This is a genomic window from Streptomyces sp. WY228 (genome assembly GCF_019287315.1).
Lineage (GTDB): Bacteria > Actinomycetota > Actinomycetes > Streptomycetales > Streptomycetaceae > Streptomyces > Streptomyces caviscabies.
Map to the genome: position 1 here is coordinate 1,827,845 of NZ_CP079114.1, position 14,587 is coordinate 1,842,431.

The 14,587-nt window shown below is 73.5% G+C and carries 13 protein-coding genes and 2 pseudogenes; 7 read left to right on the top strand and 8 right to left on the bottom strand.

What is annotated here, in order from left to right; translation table 11 throughout:
- Positions 1-152 precede the first annotated feature (152 nt).
- Positions 153-515, bottom strand: coding sequence for a chorismate mutase (locus KV381_RS07795; RefSeq protein ID WP_218784963.1), 363 nt, complete (start codon positions 513-515; stop codon positions 153-155).
- 25 nt (positions 516-540) lie between these two features.
- Positions 541-1,425, bottom strand: coding sequence for an AraC family transcriptional regulator (locus KV381_RS07800; protein WP_030622808.1), 885 nt, complete (start codon positions 1,423-1,425; stop codon positions 541-543).
- 229 nt (positions 1,426-1,654) lie between these two features.
- Here KV381_RS07800 and KV381_RS07805 point away from each other — a divergent pair, with 229 nt between their 5' ends.
- Positions 1,655-3,514, top strand: a complete 1,860-nt coding sequence (locus KV381_RS07805) for a beta-galactosidase family protein (RefSeq protein WP_218784964.1) — start codon at positions 1,655-1,657, stop codon at positions 3,512-3,514.
- A gap of 46 nt (positions 3,515-3,560) precedes the next feature.
- Here KV381_RS07805 and KV381_RS07810 read toward each other — a convergent pair whose 3' ends face one another.
- Positions 3,561-4,331, bottom strand: a complete 771-nt coding sequence (locus KV381_RS07810) for a trypsin-like serine protease (RefSeq protein ID WP_030079638.1) — start codon at positions 4,329-4,331, stop codon at positions 3,561-3,563.
- Between the two features lie 331 nt (positions 4,332-4,662).
- Between KV381_RS07810 and KV381_RS07815 the strand changes: the two genes are divergently transcribed.
- Both KV381_RS07815 and KV381_RS07820 read left to right on the top strand, forming a co-directional pair.
- Positions 4,663-5,565, top strand: coding sequence for a hypothetical protein (locus KV381_RS07815; RefSeq protein WP_179889551.1), 903 nt, complete (start codon positions 4,663-4,665; stop codon positions 5,563-5,565).
- Positions 5,566-5,603: 38 nt separating this feature from the next.
- Positions 5,604-6,359: an ankyrin repeat domain-containing protein gene (locus tag KV381_RS07820; RefSeq protein ID WP_030622805.1), complete on the top strand. Its 756-nt coding sequence runs from the start codon at positions 5,604-5,606 to the stop codon at positions 6,357-6,359.
- Positions 6,360-6,391: 32 nt separating this feature from the next.
- Here KV381_RS07820 and KV381_RS36380 read toward each other — a convergent pair.
- From KV381_RS36380 to KV381_RS07830, 3 genes and pseudogenes are all read right to left on the bottom strand, one after another.
- Positions 6,392-6,970 (bottom strand): annotated as a pseudogene (locus KV381_RS36380) (GNAT family N-acetyltransferase); the annotation flags it as partial.
- A 348-nt stretch (positions 6,971-7,318) separates the two neighbouring features.
- Positions 7,319-7,759, bottom strand: a pseudogene (locus KV381_RS36385) (VOC family protein); the annotation flags it as partial.
- Between the two features lie 5 nt (positions 7,760-7,764).
- A complete protein-coding gene (locus KV381_RS07830; protein ID WP_098026335.1) occupies positions 7,765-8,712 on the bottom strand; it encodes an SDR family oxidoreductase in 948 nt (315 codons plus the stop codon).
- Between the two features lie 96 nt (positions 8,713-8,808).
- Between KV381_RS07830 and KV381_RS07835 the strand changes: the two genes are divergently transcribed.
- The 4 genes from KV381_RS07835 to KV381_RS07850 are packed head-to-tail and all read left to right on the top strand — an operon-like array spanning position 8,809 to position 12,399.
- Positions 8,809-9,564 carry an enoyl-CoA hydratase family protein gene (locus KV381_RS07835; RefSeq protein WP_030079647.1) on the top strand — a complete coding sequence of 252 codons (756 nt, stop codon included), beginning with the start codon at positions 8,809-8,811 and terminating at the stop codon, positions 9,562-9,564.
- Positions 9,561-10,451 (top strand): CoA transferase subunit A, encoded by an 891-nt coding sequence (locus KV381_RS07840; RefSeq protein ID WP_256995024.1) that lies wholly within the window; start codon positions 9,561-9,563, stop codon positions 10,449-10,451. The genes KV381_RS07835 and KV381_RS07840 overlap by 4 nt, the downstream gene beginning before the upstream one ends.
- Positions 10,448-11,197, top strand: a complete 750-nt coding sequence (locus KV381_RS07845) for a CoA-transferase subunit beta (RefSeq protein WP_098026332.1) — start codon at positions 10,448-10,450, stop codon at positions 11,195-11,197. Before KV381_RS07840 ends, KV381_RS07845 begins: the two co-directional genes overlap by 4 nt.
- Positions 11,197-12,399, top strand: coding sequence for a nitronate monooxygenase family protein (locus KV381_RS07850; RefSeq protein ID WP_256995025.1), 1,203 nt, complete (start codon positions 11,197-11,199; stop codon positions 12,397-12,399). Before KV381_RS07845 ends, KV381_RS07850 begins: the two co-directional genes overlap by 1 nt.
- Before the next feature lie 43 nt (positions 12,400-12,442).
- On the opposite strand, the gene KV381_RS07855 is transcribed toward KV381_RS07850, so the two are convergent.
- Both KV381_RS07855 and KV381_RS07860 read right to left on the bottom strand, forming a co-directional pair.
- Positions 12,443-14,089, bottom strand: a complete 1,647-nt coding sequence (locus KV381_RS07855; protein WP_030622799.1) for a DEAD/DEAH box helicase — start codon at positions 14,087-14,089, stop codon at positions 12,443-12,445.
- A gap of 197 nt (positions 14,090-14,286) precedes the next feature.
- Positions 14,287-14,490 carry a cold-shock protein gene (locus KV381_RS07860; protein WP_003969786.1) on the bottom strand — a complete coding sequence of 68 codons (204 nt, stop codon included), beginning with the start codon at positions 14,488-14,490 and terminating at the stop codon, positions 14,287-14,289.
- Positions 14,491-14,587 lie beyond the last annotated feature (97 nt).

Here is a 14,587-nt window from a genome sequence, read left to right on the forward strand (position 1 = left end):
GCTGCCGATGATGGTCGGGCCCCTGGCGTTCCTGCTCCTGGCGGCCGTCGTGGTGATGTTCGACCCGGTCCTCGTCCTCGGCGAGGGTGAATGGACGGCCTCCCCCTCTTCCGCCTCCCCCGGCCCACCCGGTCCCGGAGTCCTGCGTACGATCAGGCCCCGGTGGGCGCTCCGGTTCCCGTGCGGGGCTCGCCGCCGTCGCCGTTACCCGTCTCGTCGGCGATGCGCTCGTGGTGGCGGATCACCTCGGCGATGATGAAGTTCAGCAGCTTCTCGGCGAACGCCGGGTCCAGGTTCGCGCTCTGCGCCAGCTGCCGGAGCCGGGCGATCTGGCGGGTCTCGCGGGCCGGGTCGGCGGGCGGCAGCCGGTGGTCCGCCTTGAGGCGGCCGACCTGCTGGGTGGCCTTGAAGCGCTCGGCCAGCATGTGGACGACGGCGGCGTCGATGTTGTCGATGCTCTCGCGCAGCCGGTTCAGCTCGGCCTGGACGGACGGGTCGATTTCGCTCGTGCTCATGGTCAGCGAGCTTAGACGGCCGCCGTCAGGTGGTGATCGTCGGCGGGTCGTCCGGATCGGGCACCCGGTCGCTCCAGCCGCCGGGCACGCTGCGGCCCTGCTGTTCGCGGAAGCGGACGGGGGCGGTGCCGACCCGGCGGGCGAAGAGCCGGGAGAAGTAGGCGGGGTCGTCGTAGCCGACGCGGCGGGCCACGGCGGCGACCGGCAGGTCGGTGGCGGCGAGGAGTTCCTTGGCCCGGCCCAGGCGGATGCCGAGCAGATAGTCCTTGGGGCTGCAGCCGGCTCCGCGCCGTACGGCGGTGCGGAGTTCGGCGGGGGTCATGCCGTGCCGGGAGGCGTGCTCGGCGACGGTGAGCGGCTGGTACGCGTCGCGGGCCAGCGCCTGGAGCACCGGATCGCCGTCGGGGCCGATGTCGGCGCGGGCGCGGCGGAGCGAGACGAGGAGTTCGTGGACGGCGGCCCCGGTCTCCACCTCCAGGAGGGGGTTGCCGCGCCGGGCGGCACGCACGATGCGGCTGACGGCGGCGCGCGGGGCGGCGGTGTCGGAGAGCGGGACGAGGGGGCGGTCGGGCTCGATGTAGCCGAGTTCGGTGTACGTGGCGGTGGCGGGGCCGGTGAAGTCGACGAAGCTCTCGTCCCAGCCGGTGCCGGGGTCGGCGCCGTAGTGGTGGGGGGTGCCGGGGGTCAGCCAGATCAGGCTGGGGCCGGTGACGGGGGTGCGGCGGCCGTCGGGGCCCTTGAACCAGCCGGTGCCGGAGTTGACGACCACGGCGACGTGGTGGTCGAGGGTGCGGGGTCCGACGGTGGGCAGCGCGCCGTGCTGGAGGCCGACGCCGAGGCAGACGAGGCCCAGGCGGTGGTGGAGCGGGCTCGGCGTGAAGAAGCGCATCCAGGTGTGGTAGGTCGGCATCCCGCTTCTCCTTTCCGCGCACGTCGTCCTGCGCGTGGTGTCCGTGGTCCGCGCGTCCGGTCCGATGTCCTGCGCGTCGCGTCCGGTGTCCTGCGCGTCGTGCCGGTCAATTGTGTCCAATCAGCAGCGATCTTTGTCCATGGACCCGGTGCGCGCCAGAGGTGAAGGTGGTCGGACCAATTCACCTCAGGGCCGCGGGTGCGGCCGGGCACAGGAGCGTACGAGCGCGATGACCGACTTCACCGTGGGGGACGACGGCTTCCGGTTCGACGGGAAGCCCGTACGGCTGCTGTCGGGCGCCCTGCACTACTTCCGGGTGCACGAGGAGCAGTGGGAGCACCGGCTGGCGATGCTCGCCGCGATGGGGCTGAACTGCGTCGAGACGTACGTACCGTGGAATCTGCACGAGCCCCGGGAGGGCGAGGTCCGGGACGTGGGGGCGCTCGGCCGGTTCCTGGACGCGGTGGAGCGGGCGGGGCTGTGGGCGATCGTGCGGCCGGGGCCGTACATCTGCGCCGAGTGGGAGAACGGCGGTCTCCCGGTGTGGGTGACGGGCCGGTTCGGGCGGCGGGTGCGGACCCGGGACGCGGAGTACCGGGCGGTGGTGGAGCGGTGGTTCCGGCGGCTGCTGCCGCAGGTGGTGCGGCGGCAGACCGGCCGGGGCGGTCCGGTGATCCTCGTCCAGGCGGAGAACGAGTACGGGAGTTACGGCAGCGACGCGGCGTATCTGGAGTGGCTGGCGGGGCTGTTGCGGCAGTGCGGGGTGACGGTTCCGCTGTTCACGTCGGACGGCCCGGAGGACCACATGCTGACCGGTGGTTCGGTGCCGGGTCTCCTCGCGACGGCGAACTTCGGTTCGGGGGCGCGGGAGGGCTTCGAGGTGCTGCGCCGGCACCAGCCGAAGGGCCCGTTGATGTGCATGGAGTTCTGGTGCGGCTGGTTCGACCACTGGGGGGCCGAACCCGTCGTACGGGATCCGGGGCAGGCGGCCGGGGCGCTGCGGGAGATCCTGGAGTGCGGGGCGTCGGTGAACGTCTACATGGCGCACGGGGGGACGAACTTCGGCGGCTGGGCGGGGGCGAACCGCGGTGGCCCGTTGCAGGACGGGGTGTTCCAGCCGACGGTGACGTCGTACGACTACGACGCGCCGGTCGACGAGTACGGGCGGGCGACGGAGAAGTTCCGGCTGTTCCGGGAGGTCCTGGAGGGGTACGCCGAGGGGCCGTTGCCCGCGCTGCCGCCGGAGCCGGTGGGGCTGGCCGGGCCGGTACGAGTGGAGCTGGACGGGTGGGCCGGGCTCGGGGACGTACTGGAGGTGCTGGGCGATCCGGAGACGGCGGAGTCGGGGGTGCCGCCGACCTTCGAGGAGCTGGGCGTGGACCGGGGCCTGGTGCGCTACCGGGTGGCGGTGCCGGGGCCGCGCCAGGCGTATCCGCTGGGGGTTTCGGGGCTGCGGGACCGGGCGGTGGTGTACGTGGACGGGGTGCGGGCCGGGGTGCTGACCGAGGAGTCCGGGCCGCTGCCGGAGCCGGTGGCGGGCCCGGCGGAGGTCGAGCTGTGGGTGGAGTCGCTGGGCCGGGTCAACTACGGGCCGCGGCTGGGTGAGCCGAAGGGTGTGACGGGCGGAGTGCTGCACGAGCGGCAGTATCTGCACGGGGTACGGGCCCGGGCGCTGCGGCTGGACGCCTTCGATGCGGCGGAGACGGTGGCGGCGGTCCCGTTCGGTCCGGTGGAGGCCGCCGCGGGGACGGGTGAGGCGGGGCGGACGGGCCTGTTCCGGGGGACGTTCACGGTCGGGGACGCCGCGGGCGTCACGGGCGGCTCAGGTGTCACCGGCGTGCCGGGGGTCGATCACGCCGGTCTCGAACTGCCCGGCTGGACGCGCGGGTTCGTCTGGGTGAACGGCTTCTGCCTGGGCCGGTACTGGTCGGCGGGCCCGCAGCGGACTCTGTACGTGCCGGGTCCGGTGCTACGCGATGGCGTCAACGAGGTGTGGGTGCTGGAGCTGGAGGAGGCGGGCGAGCCGCGGGTGGAACTGGGTCCGGGAGCGCCCGTTCGTACGGGCGCTCCCGGGGTGGTTCAGCCGTGATCACCGGCCGGACGTGCGGTGACCTGTGGCCGGGCTCCGAGGTGGGTCAGAGCGAGTCGGCCGCGGAGGCGATGTCACCGGCGAAGTGCGAGACCTGGGCGTAGACGCCCGGGTAGTCGGGGCGGGCGCAGCCCTGGCCCCAGCTGACGATGCCGACCTGGACCCACTCGTCGGAGTCGTCCTTGCGGAACATCGGGCCGCCGGAGTCGCCCTGGCAGCTGTCGACGCCGCCGGTGCCGAGGAGGCCGGCGCAGATCTCCTCGTCGGCGACGAGGTCGCCGCCGTAGGCGGACGAGCAGTCGGCGTCGGAGACGAACGGCACGTCGGCCTTCAGCAGGTGGCGCTGCTGGCTGCCGCCCTCACGGTCGGCGCCCCAGCCCGCGACGGTGAAGGTGCCCTCGTCGTAGGTGTCGTCGGTGGCGATCTTCAGGGTGGGCTGGTCGATCGGCTGGGCGAGCTTGATCAGCGCCCAGTCCTTGCCGGTGCCGTTGTAGCCGGGGGCCTGGAGGACCTTGGTGGACTGGACCTCGACGGCGTCGGGCGACTGGAGGTCGGCGACACCGCCGGTGACGGTGATCGAGGTGTCGTCGCCCGAGCCGTCCACGCAGTGGGCGGCGGTGAGGACGATGTCCTGGGCGTAGAGCGCACCGCCGCAGCCCATGGAGAGCCGGACCATGAAGGGGAACTCGCCCTGTTCGGCGCGTTCTCCGCCGACGATCGGCTGGGGGGCCGCGGCGGCGGGCTGGAGGCTGACGGTCGCGAGGGCGACGGCGGCTATGGCGACGGAACACCTTTTCAGCACGGTCAGAAGCTTCACGGACGCCTTCTTTCGTGGGGGGATTTCGTGTGGGGGGTTGCTGTGGGAGGTTGCGCTGCTGCGTTGTGGTGCAGGAGTCCCGGTACGCGGGTTTCCGGTAGGCGGGATTCCGGTGCTGCTGTGGGGTTGCGCGGTCCGGCACGCACGTCCCGGCCGGGGTGACGGCCTCCGGCACCGAAGCCGAATTAGTCATGTACCCGACAAGAACGATCCGATTATCGGTGCCGGGTGACCGCTGCCACAAGGCGCACTTTTCAGCCAAGATCATCGGCGGGTTTCCGGCCCGGCATACAGTGGAGGTCCGTCGACCGTCGCGGATGGGGGGTCCGACGTGGCGAACAGCCCTCCGGGCGCACCCGTCGTCCATGGCTTTCCGCATCTGGACACGGTCCGCTCCGCCATCACCGCGCTCTACCGCCGGCTCTCCGCGGACGGCGTCCACGCCTACGCCACCAGCCTCCCGCCCGCCGACGCCGCGTTCGCGGACCAGGACGATCTGCACCTGGGAGCCCAGCGGGTGGCGCGCTCCCTGGTCCAGCACCTCCATCTGCCCGAGGCCCGCATGATCGTCGGCTTCCGGGCGATGGAGCACGCGGCGAGCGTGGAACTCACCGCGGGCCCCGAGTACTTCATCGAGCTCAACGACCGTTTCCGCACCCACCGCAGGGACATCGGGGCGGCGCTCGCGCACGAGGTCACCCATGTGCTGCTGCACCGGCTCGGCCTGGAGTTCCCCGGGACCCGCGCCAACGAGATCCTGACCGACACCACGACGGCCTACCTCGGCGCGGGCTGGCTGCTGCTGGACGCGTTCCGGGAGGACGCCACCTCCCGCCAGAAGCTGGGCTACCTCACCCCGGAGGAGTTCGGATACGTCCTGGCCAAGCGGGCGTTCGCCTTCGACGAGGACCCCTCGCCGTGGTTCACCAGCCCCCAGGCGTACACCGCGTACACCAGGGGCCGGGAGCGGGCGCTGCGGGATCTGCGCCGGCCGCCACTGACCGCCGCGGGCTGGTCGGGCCGCCGCCGCTACGCCAAGGACCGCCGGTTCGCCCAGGACCACCCCGGCGCCGCCCCGGACCCGAGCGTTCCGTACACCTTCGAGACCGGCGACGGCGGCCTGCGCGTCTCCTTCCCCTGCCCCACCTGCCACCAGCGCATCCGGGTCCCCGTCCGGGGCCGGTTCACCGCGCGTTGCGGGCTGTGCCGGACCGCTCTGGAGTGCGACACCTGAGCCGGGGCGGTGTCGGCGGCCCGCCGTAGGATCGAAGCATGACGAACGAGCCGATCAGGGACGAACCATGCCTGTTCGACGCGCTGTACGAGGACGAGAACGCGGTCGTACGGGCCCTGCGCGCGGGTGCGCGGGCCGAGTCGAGCGACGAGGAGGGCACGACGGCGCTCTATCTGGCGTCGGTCCAGGACCGCCTGGAAGCGGTACGCCTGCTGCTCGCCGCCGGGGCCGACCCCGACCGGGCGAGCGGGCCCGGGGCGAGCGACCTGCCGCTGTGCGGGGCGGCGTGCGGCGGGCACACCGAGGTGGTGGAGGCGCTGCTGTCCGCCGGGGCCCGGCCGGATCTGCGCGAGGAGTTCGGCTTCACGGCGCTGCGGTGGGCGGTCGGCCTGGGGCACTCCGCGACGGTGGAGCTGCTCCTCGCCCATGGCGCGGACCCGCTGCTGCCGGGCCCGCAGGGGGAGTCGATGCTCGTGCTGGCGGCCCAGCGCGGATCCCTGCGCACGGTACGGGCACTGCTCGCGCACGGCGCGGGCGCGCAGGGCCAGGAACCCGCGGTGGCCCTGGCCCTGGCCGAGGCGCGGCGCATCGCCGGACTCGATCCGGAGCGGGAGCTGCGGCGGCGGCTGGAGGAGATGTACGGCTCCGGCATCGAGACGGTGACGCTCCACGACCGGCGCGACGGCGAGGAGACGACAGCGGTGGAGCTGCTCCGGGACGGGGTGCCGTCGGCGGGCGTGGACCAGCACACGGGGCACGCCGAGATCGCGGCCCTGCTGGGCGCACCGGCGTAGACACCGCCCGGGCCGCCCCGCCCCACCGGCTGCCGGCTACGCGCCCACCCCTCCCGGGTGAGCTCGTATTCCACGTCGCCGTGCTCGGAGCCCTCGATGACCTCCGGCCAGTCCTCGGTGTAGGCCCGCAGGAAGGTCAGCCCCGCCTTCTCCATCACGCGCCGGGATCCCGTGTTGACCGCCATGGTGTTGGCGGTGACCCGCTGGACCCCGAGGTCGGTGAACCCCTTGTCGACCAGGGCCCGCGCCCCCTCGGTGGCGTAACCGCGGCCCCAGGCGGCCCGGTTCAGCCGGTAGCCGAGCTCGACGACGGCGGGGTCGTGGTCGGCCAGCGGCCGGAGTCCGAACCAGCCCAGGAAGGCCCCGGTGTCCTTCCGCCGCGCGGCCCAGTAGCCGCGGGTTCCGGTGCACGGGTAGTGGTGGAGGAGCCTCGGCAGGGTCCGGTCCCGGATGTCCTCGGGGCTGGTGGGCCGGCCGCCGTTGATGTACCGCATGACAGCGGGGTCGTTGTCGAGGGCGAGCAGATCGGGGGCGTCGGCGGCGGTGACGGGGCGCAGGACGAGCCGGTCGGTCTCCAGGAAGACCGGCCCAGGGCGATCCTCCTCCTGGATCCGGAACGTCAGCCCTTCCGGACTGCGCAGCCGCACGGCACGACGGCCGTCCCCCTCCGCGGGGAGCGTGTCGGGTTCCTGGCCGTGGGCGCGGGCGCGCCGGATCACCCCGTCCAGGTCGTCCACGCCGATGGCCAGTTCCCACCGCGGTGCGGAGTCGGTGGCGGCCGGACCGGGGACGGCTGCCCGGAAGTCGGCCCGGCCGAGGGGCGCGCCGATCGTGGCGGCGTAGAACTGCCGGGCCCGCTCGGGGTCTTCGCAGACCAGGACCGTACGGTGCGGGCCGGCGTCGACCGTGGCGGGCGCCGGCCACCCGGCGGGCCTGTGCCGCTGCCAGAGGGAGAAGGCCGCGCCCACCGGGTCGACCAGGGTGGCGATCCGGCCCTGGTCCCCCGCGTCGAAGGGCGGGACGACGATCCGCGCTCCGTTCCCGACCGCCACAGCCGTACGGTGGTCCACGTCGTCGACCGCGAGGTAGTAGGCGATGTGCGGTGGCGTTCCGGGCGGGTACACCGGCTGGGCGAGGTCGCTCACCCCACCGATCCGGGCGCCTCCGGCGGAGATCGTGACGGCCCGCCGCCACAACTCCTCGTCCACGGCGAAGTCCCAGCCCAGCACGGAGGAGAAGAAGGCGGCGGTGCCGGACGGGTCGTGGGTCTTGAGGTCCATCCAGCAGAACTCGTTCATCGGTTCGGGCCCTGTTCCTGTGGTCGTGTGCTGCGAGGGTGTCCGGTACGGGACGGCCCCCGCAAGCGGGTTTCCCGGCACGGACGACCCGGCCCGCGTCATTCCCCTCAGGACGCCCCGTAGACCCGCCCCGGCTCCGCCGCCTCCGCCAGCAGCCGGCGCACCGTCCCGCCCGCCTCGGCCGGTGACCTGCGCGCGCCCCGGTCGTCGGTGGGGCCCGGGCGCCAGCCCTCCATGACGGTGATGCGGCCCGCCTCGGCCTCGAAGACGCGGCCCGTCACCCCGTCGCTCGCGGCGGAGCCGAGCCAGACGACGAGGGGCGAGACGTTCGCGGGGGCCATCGCGTCGAACGCGCCCTCCCCCGGGGCCGCCATGGTCGCGGCGAAGACCTGTTCGGTCATCCGGGTCCGGGCGGCCGGGGCGAGGGCGTTGACCTGGACTCCGTACCGGCCCAGTTCGGCCGCCGCGACCAGGGTCAGGGCGACGATTCCGGCCTTGGCCGCCGCGTAGTTGCCCTGGCCGACGCTGCCGAGGAGTCCGGCGCCGGAGCTGGTGTTGATCACCCGGGCGACCGGTGGGCGGCCCGCCCCGGCCTCGGCCCGCCAGTGGGCGGCGGCGTGCTTCAGGGGCAGGAAGTGGCCTTTGAGGTGGACGCGCATCACCGCGTCCCAGTCGTCCTCGTCCAGGTTGACGAGCATCCGGTCGCGGAGGAAGCCCGCGTTGTTGACGAGGGTGTCGAGGCGGCCGAAGGCGTCCAGGGCGGTGGTGACGAGGGAGGCCGCGCCTTCGGCGGTGGCGATGTCGCCGCCGTGGACGACGGCCTCGCCGCCCGCCGCGACGATCTCCTCGGCGACCTCACGGGCCGGTCCGCAGGAGCCCCCGCCCCCGCTGCCGTCGGGTCGGACGCCGAGGTCGTTGACGACGACCCGTGCTCCTTCGGCGGCGAAGGCCAGCGCATGGGCCCGGCCGAGCCCTCGCCCGGCGCCGGTGACGGCGACGACCCGGCCCGCGCAGAGTCCGGCACGGTGTGCGGTGGGGGCGGTGGGTTCGGTCATCGCAACTCCCTGGGACGTGGGCCTGGTTGGCGGGCGGGGGCGTGACTGCTACCGTCCACCTAACAAATGTTTGGTGGAAAGGTAGCTGATCCTCCGATGACTGTCTCCACCGCGTCGCCTCCCGGGAACGACGGCGTCCGCGTCGTCACCGTCGACCGTCCGCCCGTCAACGCGCTGCCCGTGCAGGGCTGGTACGACCTGGCCGACGCCGTCCGGACGGCGGGCCGCGACCCGGAGGTGCGCTGCGTCGTCCTGGCCGCCGCCGGGCGCGGCTTCAACGCGGGCGTCGACATCAAGGAGTTGCAGCGCGATCCGGGGCACGGGGCGCTGATCGGCGCCAACCGGGGCTGCGCCGAGGCGTTCGCGGCGGTGTACGCGTGCGAGGTCCCGGTCGTCGCGGCGGTGCGGGGCTTCTGCCTGGGCGGCGGTATCGGCCTCGTCGGCAACGCCGACGCGATCGTCGCGAGCGAGGACGCGGTCTTCGGTCTGCCGGAGCTGGACCGGGGTGCGCTCGGCGCCGCGACCCACCTCGCCCGTCTGGTGCCGCAGCACCTGATGCGCACGCTGTACTACACCTCGCGCACGGTCACCGCCGCCGAACTGCTCGCCCACGGCTCGGTCTGGCGGGTGGTCCCGACCGAACAACTGATGTCCTCCGCACTGGAGTTGGCGGCCGAGATCGCCGCCAAGGACGGCCATCTGCTGCGGCTGGCCAAGGCCGCGCTGAACGGCATCGACCCCGTCGACGTACAGCGCAGCTACCGCTTCGAGCAGGGGTTCACCTTCGAGGCGAACCTCGCCGGGACCGCCGCCCGGGTCCGCGACACCTTCGGCAAGGAGGCACGGCCGTGACCACTCCCCCGCAGCGACGCGACAAGACGATGACGCCCGAGGAGGTCGTCGGCCGGCTGAGCAGCGGGATGACGATCGGGATCGGCGGCTGGGGCTCGCGCCGCAAGCCGATGGCGCTGGTCAGGGCACTGCTGCGGTCATCGGTCACCGATCTCACGGTGATCTCCTACGGCGGCCCGGACGTCGGCCTGCTGGCGGCGGCGGGGCGGATCCGCCGTCTGGTCACGGCGTTCGTGACGCTCGACTCGATCCCGCTGGAGCCGCACTACCGGGCGGCCCGGCAGCGCGGGGCGTTCGCGCTGACGGAGATCGACGAGGCGATGTTCATGTGGGGGCTGCACGCGGCGGCGAACCGGCTGCCGTTCCTGCCGGTGCGGGCCGGGCTCGGCTCGGACGTGATGCGGGTCAACCCCGGGCTGCGCACGGTGACTTCACCGTACGAGGACGGCGAGGAGTTCGTGGCGGCGCCTGCCCTGCGGATGGACGCGGCGCTGGTCCACCTCAACCGGGCGGACCGGCTCGGCAACGGCCAGTACCTCGGCCCCGACCCGTACTTCGACGACCTGTTCTGCGAGGCGGCGGACGCGGCGTACGTCTCCTGCGAACGCCTGGTGGAGGCCCGGGAGTTGACGGAGGGCGGGCGGCCGCTGTCGAACCTCCTCGTCCAACGGCACGCCGTCACCGGTGTCGTGGAGACGCCGGGCGGGGCGCACTTCACCTCCTGCGTCCCCGACCACCCGCGCGACGAGCCGTTCCAGAAGGCGTACGCGACGGCGGCGGCCGATCCCGCCGCCTGGGCCGCGTTCGCGGCCCGCTTCCTGCCGCCGGACGGCGACGAGAAGGGCTACCAGCAGGCGGTCCGCACCTGGCACGAGGAGCAGAAGTGAACGCGTCCGCCGTGGAGAGCGCCACCCGTGCCGAGTACTGCGTGATCGCCTGCGCGGAGGCCTGGCGGGGCGGCGGCGAGATCCTGGCCAGTCCGATGGGCGCGGTGCCGTCCGTCGGCGCGCGGCTGGCCCGGCTGACCTTCGCGCCCGACCTGCTGCTCACGGACGGCGAGGCGACGCTCGTCGGCCCGGACGGCGAGCCGGAGGGCTGGCTCCCGTACCGCAGACATCTGGCCCTGGTGACCGGGGGGCGGCGGCACGTGATGATGGGCGCGAGCCAGATCGACCGGTTCGGCAACCAGAACATCTCCTGCATCGGCGACTGGGAGCAACCGGCCCGCCAGCTCCTGGGAGTGCGTGGAGCACCGGTCAACACCCTGAACAACCCGGTGAGTTACTGGATCCCCCGGCACTCGCCCCGGGTCTTCGTCGAACGCGTCGACATGGTCTGCGGGGTCGGCCACGACCGCGCGCGGGCGGCCGGCCCCTCGGCCACCCGCTTCCACCGCATCCCCCGGGTCGTCAGCGATCTCGGGGTCTTCGACTTCGCGACGCCGGACCGCTCGATGCGGCTGGCCTCGGTCCACCCGGGCGTCACGGTGGAGAGGGTCCGCGAGGCGACGGGCTTCCCGCTCACGGTCCCCGCCGACGTCCCGTTCACCCGCGCCCCCTCCCCTGCCGAACTCGCCCTGATCCGCGAGGTCGTCGACCCGGCCCGCACCCGGGACCGGGAGGTCAGGGTCTGATGCGTACCGCCCTGACCGACCTCGTCGGCGTCCGGCACCCGATCGTGCAGACCGGGATGGGCTGGGTGGCGGGCCCCCGCCTGGTCACCGCGACCGCGCGGGCCGGGGCGCTGGGCATCCTGGCGTCGGCGACCATGACGCCGGAGCAACTGCGGTCCGCCGTACGGGAGGTGAGGTCCCGGACCGACGCGCCGTTCGGGGTGAATCTGCGGGCGGACGCGGGCGATGCCCGGGAGCGGGTACGGATCATCGTCGAGGAGGGCGTACGGGTGGCGTCGTTCGCGCTCGCCCCGTCGAAGGACCTCATCGCGGAGCTGAAGGACGCGGGCGTGGTCGTCGTCCCGTCGGTGGGGGCCCGGCGTCACGCGGAGAAGGTCGCGGCGTGGGGCGCGGACGCGGTGATCGTGCAGGGCGGCGAGGGCGGCGGCCACACGGGGGAGGTCGCCACCACGGTGCTGTTGCCGCAGGTGGTCGACGCGGTGGACATCCCGGTGGTCGCGGCGGGCGGCTTCCACGACGGCCGGGGGCTGGTGGCGGCGCTGGCGTACGGGGCGGCGGGCGTCGCGATGGGCACCCGGTTCCTGCTGACCTCGGACTCCACGGTCCCGGACGCGGTGAAGGCGCGCTATCTGGCGGCGGCCGCCCAGGACATCACGCTGACGCGGGCGGTGGACGGGCTGCCGCACCGGATGCTCCGTACGGAGCTGGTGGCGGAGCTGGAGGGCGCGGGCCGGCTGCGCTCGCTGTACGGGGCGGTGCGCCGGGCGTCCCGCTTCCGCCGGCTGTCCGGCCTGAGCTGGCCGGGCATGGTCCGCGACGGCCTGGCGATGCGGCACGGCAAGGAGCTGAGCTGGAGCCAGGTGCTGATGGCGGCGAACGCGCCGATGCTGCTGAGGGCGTCGATGGTGGAGGGCCGCACGGACCTCGGCATCATGGCCTCCGGCCAGGTGGCGGCCCTGATCGAGGATCTGCCGAGTGTGGCGGGGCTGGTGACACGGATCCTGGCGGAGGCGGAGAAGACCTTGACGGCCCTCCATCAAGCCCGTCCGGCGATTGAGGACAAAGCCCCGGCCCGGGGCTTTCGGGGCTCTGCCCCGGACCCCGGTCCTCAATCGCCGGACGGCTTGACGTGCGACCGGCGGTCCTCAAAGACCGGAGGGCCTGAAGTACGACCGGCGGTCCTCAATCCCCGGAGGGCCTGAAGTGCGACCTGGGTCCTCAATCGCCGGACGGCTTGAAGGGGCCCTACGCCGCCCGGCGGCCGCGTGCCGGCGCCCCGGAGCGGCCGGCGCCGCGGGCCTCGCCGCCCGAGCGCCCCGCACCGCCGGAGCGCCCCGCACCGCCCCCGGTCCCGCCGGCACCGCCGGCCCCGCGCCGGCCCCGCCCCCGGCTGCCGGAACGCACCGCGCCCCCGCCGGAACCGGAGCCCGCCGAACCGCCCGACCGGGCCCTCTGCTTCGGCGGGGTCGGCTGCGGTACCTCGATCACGATCGCGACGCCCGACGGCTCACGCGCGCCCGTGATCCGGGACAGTTCCGCGTCGCCGGAGGTGACCCGCGTGGTGCGCGGCGCGATGCCCGCGTCCTGCATCAGCCGGGTCATCTCGCGCTTCTCCTCGGGCAGCACCAGCGTGACGACGCTGCCGGACTCCCCGGCGCGCGCCGTGCGCCCGCCGCGGTGGAGGTAGTCCTTGTGGTCGGTCGGCGGGTCCACGTTGACGACCAGGTCGAGGTCGTCGACGTGGATGCCGCGGGCCGCGACGTTCGTCGCGACGAGCGCGGTGACCTCACCGGTCTTGAACTGGTCGAGCGTCCGGTTGCGCTGCGGCTGGGAGCGGCCGCCGTGCAGGGCGGCCGCCCGTACACCGCTGGCGAGCAGCCGCTTGGCGAAGCGGTCGGCGGCGCGCTTGGTGTCGACGAACATGATCACCCGGCCGTCGCGGGCGGCGATCTTCGTGGCGACGGCCTTCTTGTCGGTCTCGTCCAGGACGTGGAGCACGTGGTGCTCCATCGTGGTGACCGCACCGGCGGACGGGTCGACGGAGTGCACGACCGGGTCGGTGAGGAACATCTTGACGAGCCGGTCGATGTTCTTGTCGAGGGTCGCGGAGAACAGCATGCGCTGGCCGTCCGCCTCGACCTGCTTGAGCAGGGCGACGACCTGCGGCATGAAGCCCATGTCGGCCATCTGGTCGGCCTCGTCGAGGACGGTGATGGAGACCTCGTCCAGGCGGCAGTCGCCGCGCTCGATGAGGTCCTTGAGCCGACCCGGGGTGGCGACGAGGACTTCGGCGCCGCGCCGCAGGGTGGCGGACTGCTTGGTGATCGACATGCCGCCGACGACGGTGGCCATCCGCAGGTTCACGGCGGTCGCGTACGGGGTCAGCGCGTCGGTGACCTGCTGGGCCAGCTCCCGGGTGGGGACGAGGACCATGGCGAGCGGGGCGCGCGGCTCGCTGCGGCGCCCGGCGGTGCGGGCCAGCAGGGCCAGGCCGAAGGCGAGGGTCTTGCCGGAGCCGGTGCGCCCGCGGCCGAGGATGTCGCGGCCGGCCAGCGAGTTCGGCAGGGTCGCGCCCTGGATCGGGAACGGCTCGGTGACGCCCTGCGCGGCGAGGGTCTTCAGCAGCGCGGCGGGCATGTCGAGGTCGGCGAAGGCCTCGACGGACGGCAGCGCGGGGGTCACGGTCTCCGGCAGAGCGAACTCGGCGGGCTGCGCGACAGCGGGCTTGCGGCGGGCCGCGGGCTTGGAGCCGCCCTGGTTACGGGAGCGGGGTGCGCCGCCCCGGCCGTTCGAGGCGGCCTGGGGGCCCGCGCCCTGGCCGCGGCCTCGGCCACGGGCCGGACGGGAGCGGGGGGTGCGGTCCTGGCGTTCGGAGCGTTCGGAGCTGGTCATGGGGAATTGCCCTCCTGGGGGATTCCTGGGCAACTGCCGAGTGGGTTTACTGCGATGTGCCGGCCCGGCCGTCCGGGTGCGCCCCCAGGATGTGCGCACAGAACGGGTTGTTGCGACGGATGGTCGCTCGGACAGCACAAACCGGGGCCCGCACCTTCACGGTGCGGGCCCCGGTCAGCGAGGTACGCGTCCGGCAATTAGGCCGGGACGATGTTCTCCGCCTGCGGGCCCTTCTGGCCCTGCGTGACGTCGAAGGAGACCTTCTGGCCCTCCTGGAGCTCACGGAAGCCCGAGGTGGCGATGTTGGAGTAGTGGGCGAAGACGTCGGCGCCGCCGCCGTCCTGCTCGATGAAGCCGAAGCCCTTTTCCGAGTTGAACCACTTCACGGTTCCAGTAGCCATGTCATTCTCCTAAAAGAGGTGCAGTGCCGGAAATCCGCACTTTACGGATTCCAAGTCGCCGCATTGAGCCCCATCCGGAGAAAGCCGGAAAACAATA

What these genes read in the sequence shown, in the direction of transcription:
- KV381_RS07800 (WP_030622808.1), bottom strand. Translation starts at nt 1,425, where the DNA reads ATGCCGACCTACCACACCTGGATGCGCTTCTTCACGCCGAGCCCGCTC.
- KV381_RS07820 (WP_030622805.1), top strand. Translation starts at nt 5,604, where the DNA reads ATGACGAACGAGCCGATCAGGGACGAACCATGCCTGTTCGACGCGCTG.
- KV381_RS07805 (WP_218784964.1), top strand. Translation starts at nt 1,655, where the DNA reads ATGACCGACTTCACCGTGGGGGACGACGGCTTCCGGTTCGACGGGAAG.
- KV381_RS07855 (WP_030622799.1), bottom strand. Translation starts at nt 14,089, where the DNA reads ATGACCAGCTCCGAACGCTCCGAACGCCAGGACCGCACCCCCCGCTCC.
- KV381_RS07830 (WP_098026335.1), bottom strand. Translation starts at nt 8,712, where the DNA reads ATGACCGAACCCACCGCCCCCACCGCACACCGTGCCGGACTCTGCGCG.
- KV381_RS07850 (WP_256995025.1), top strand. Translation starts at nt 11,197, where the DNA reads ATGCGTACCGCCCTGACCGACCTCGTCGGCGTCCGGCACCCGATCGTG.
- KV381_RS07835 (WP_030079647.1), top strand. Translation starts at nt 8,809, where the DNA reads ATGACTGTCTCCACCGCGTCGCCTCCCGGGAACGACGGCGTCCGCGTC.
- KV381_RS07795 (WP_218784963.1), bottom strand. Translation starts at nt 515, where the DNA reads ATGAGCACGAGCGAAATCGACCCGTCCGTCCAGGCCGAGCTGAACCGG.
- KV381_RS07860 (WP_003969786.1), bottom strand. Translation starts at nt 14,490, where the DNA reads ATGGCTACTGGAACCGTGAAGTGGTTCAACTCGGAAAAGGGCTTCGGC.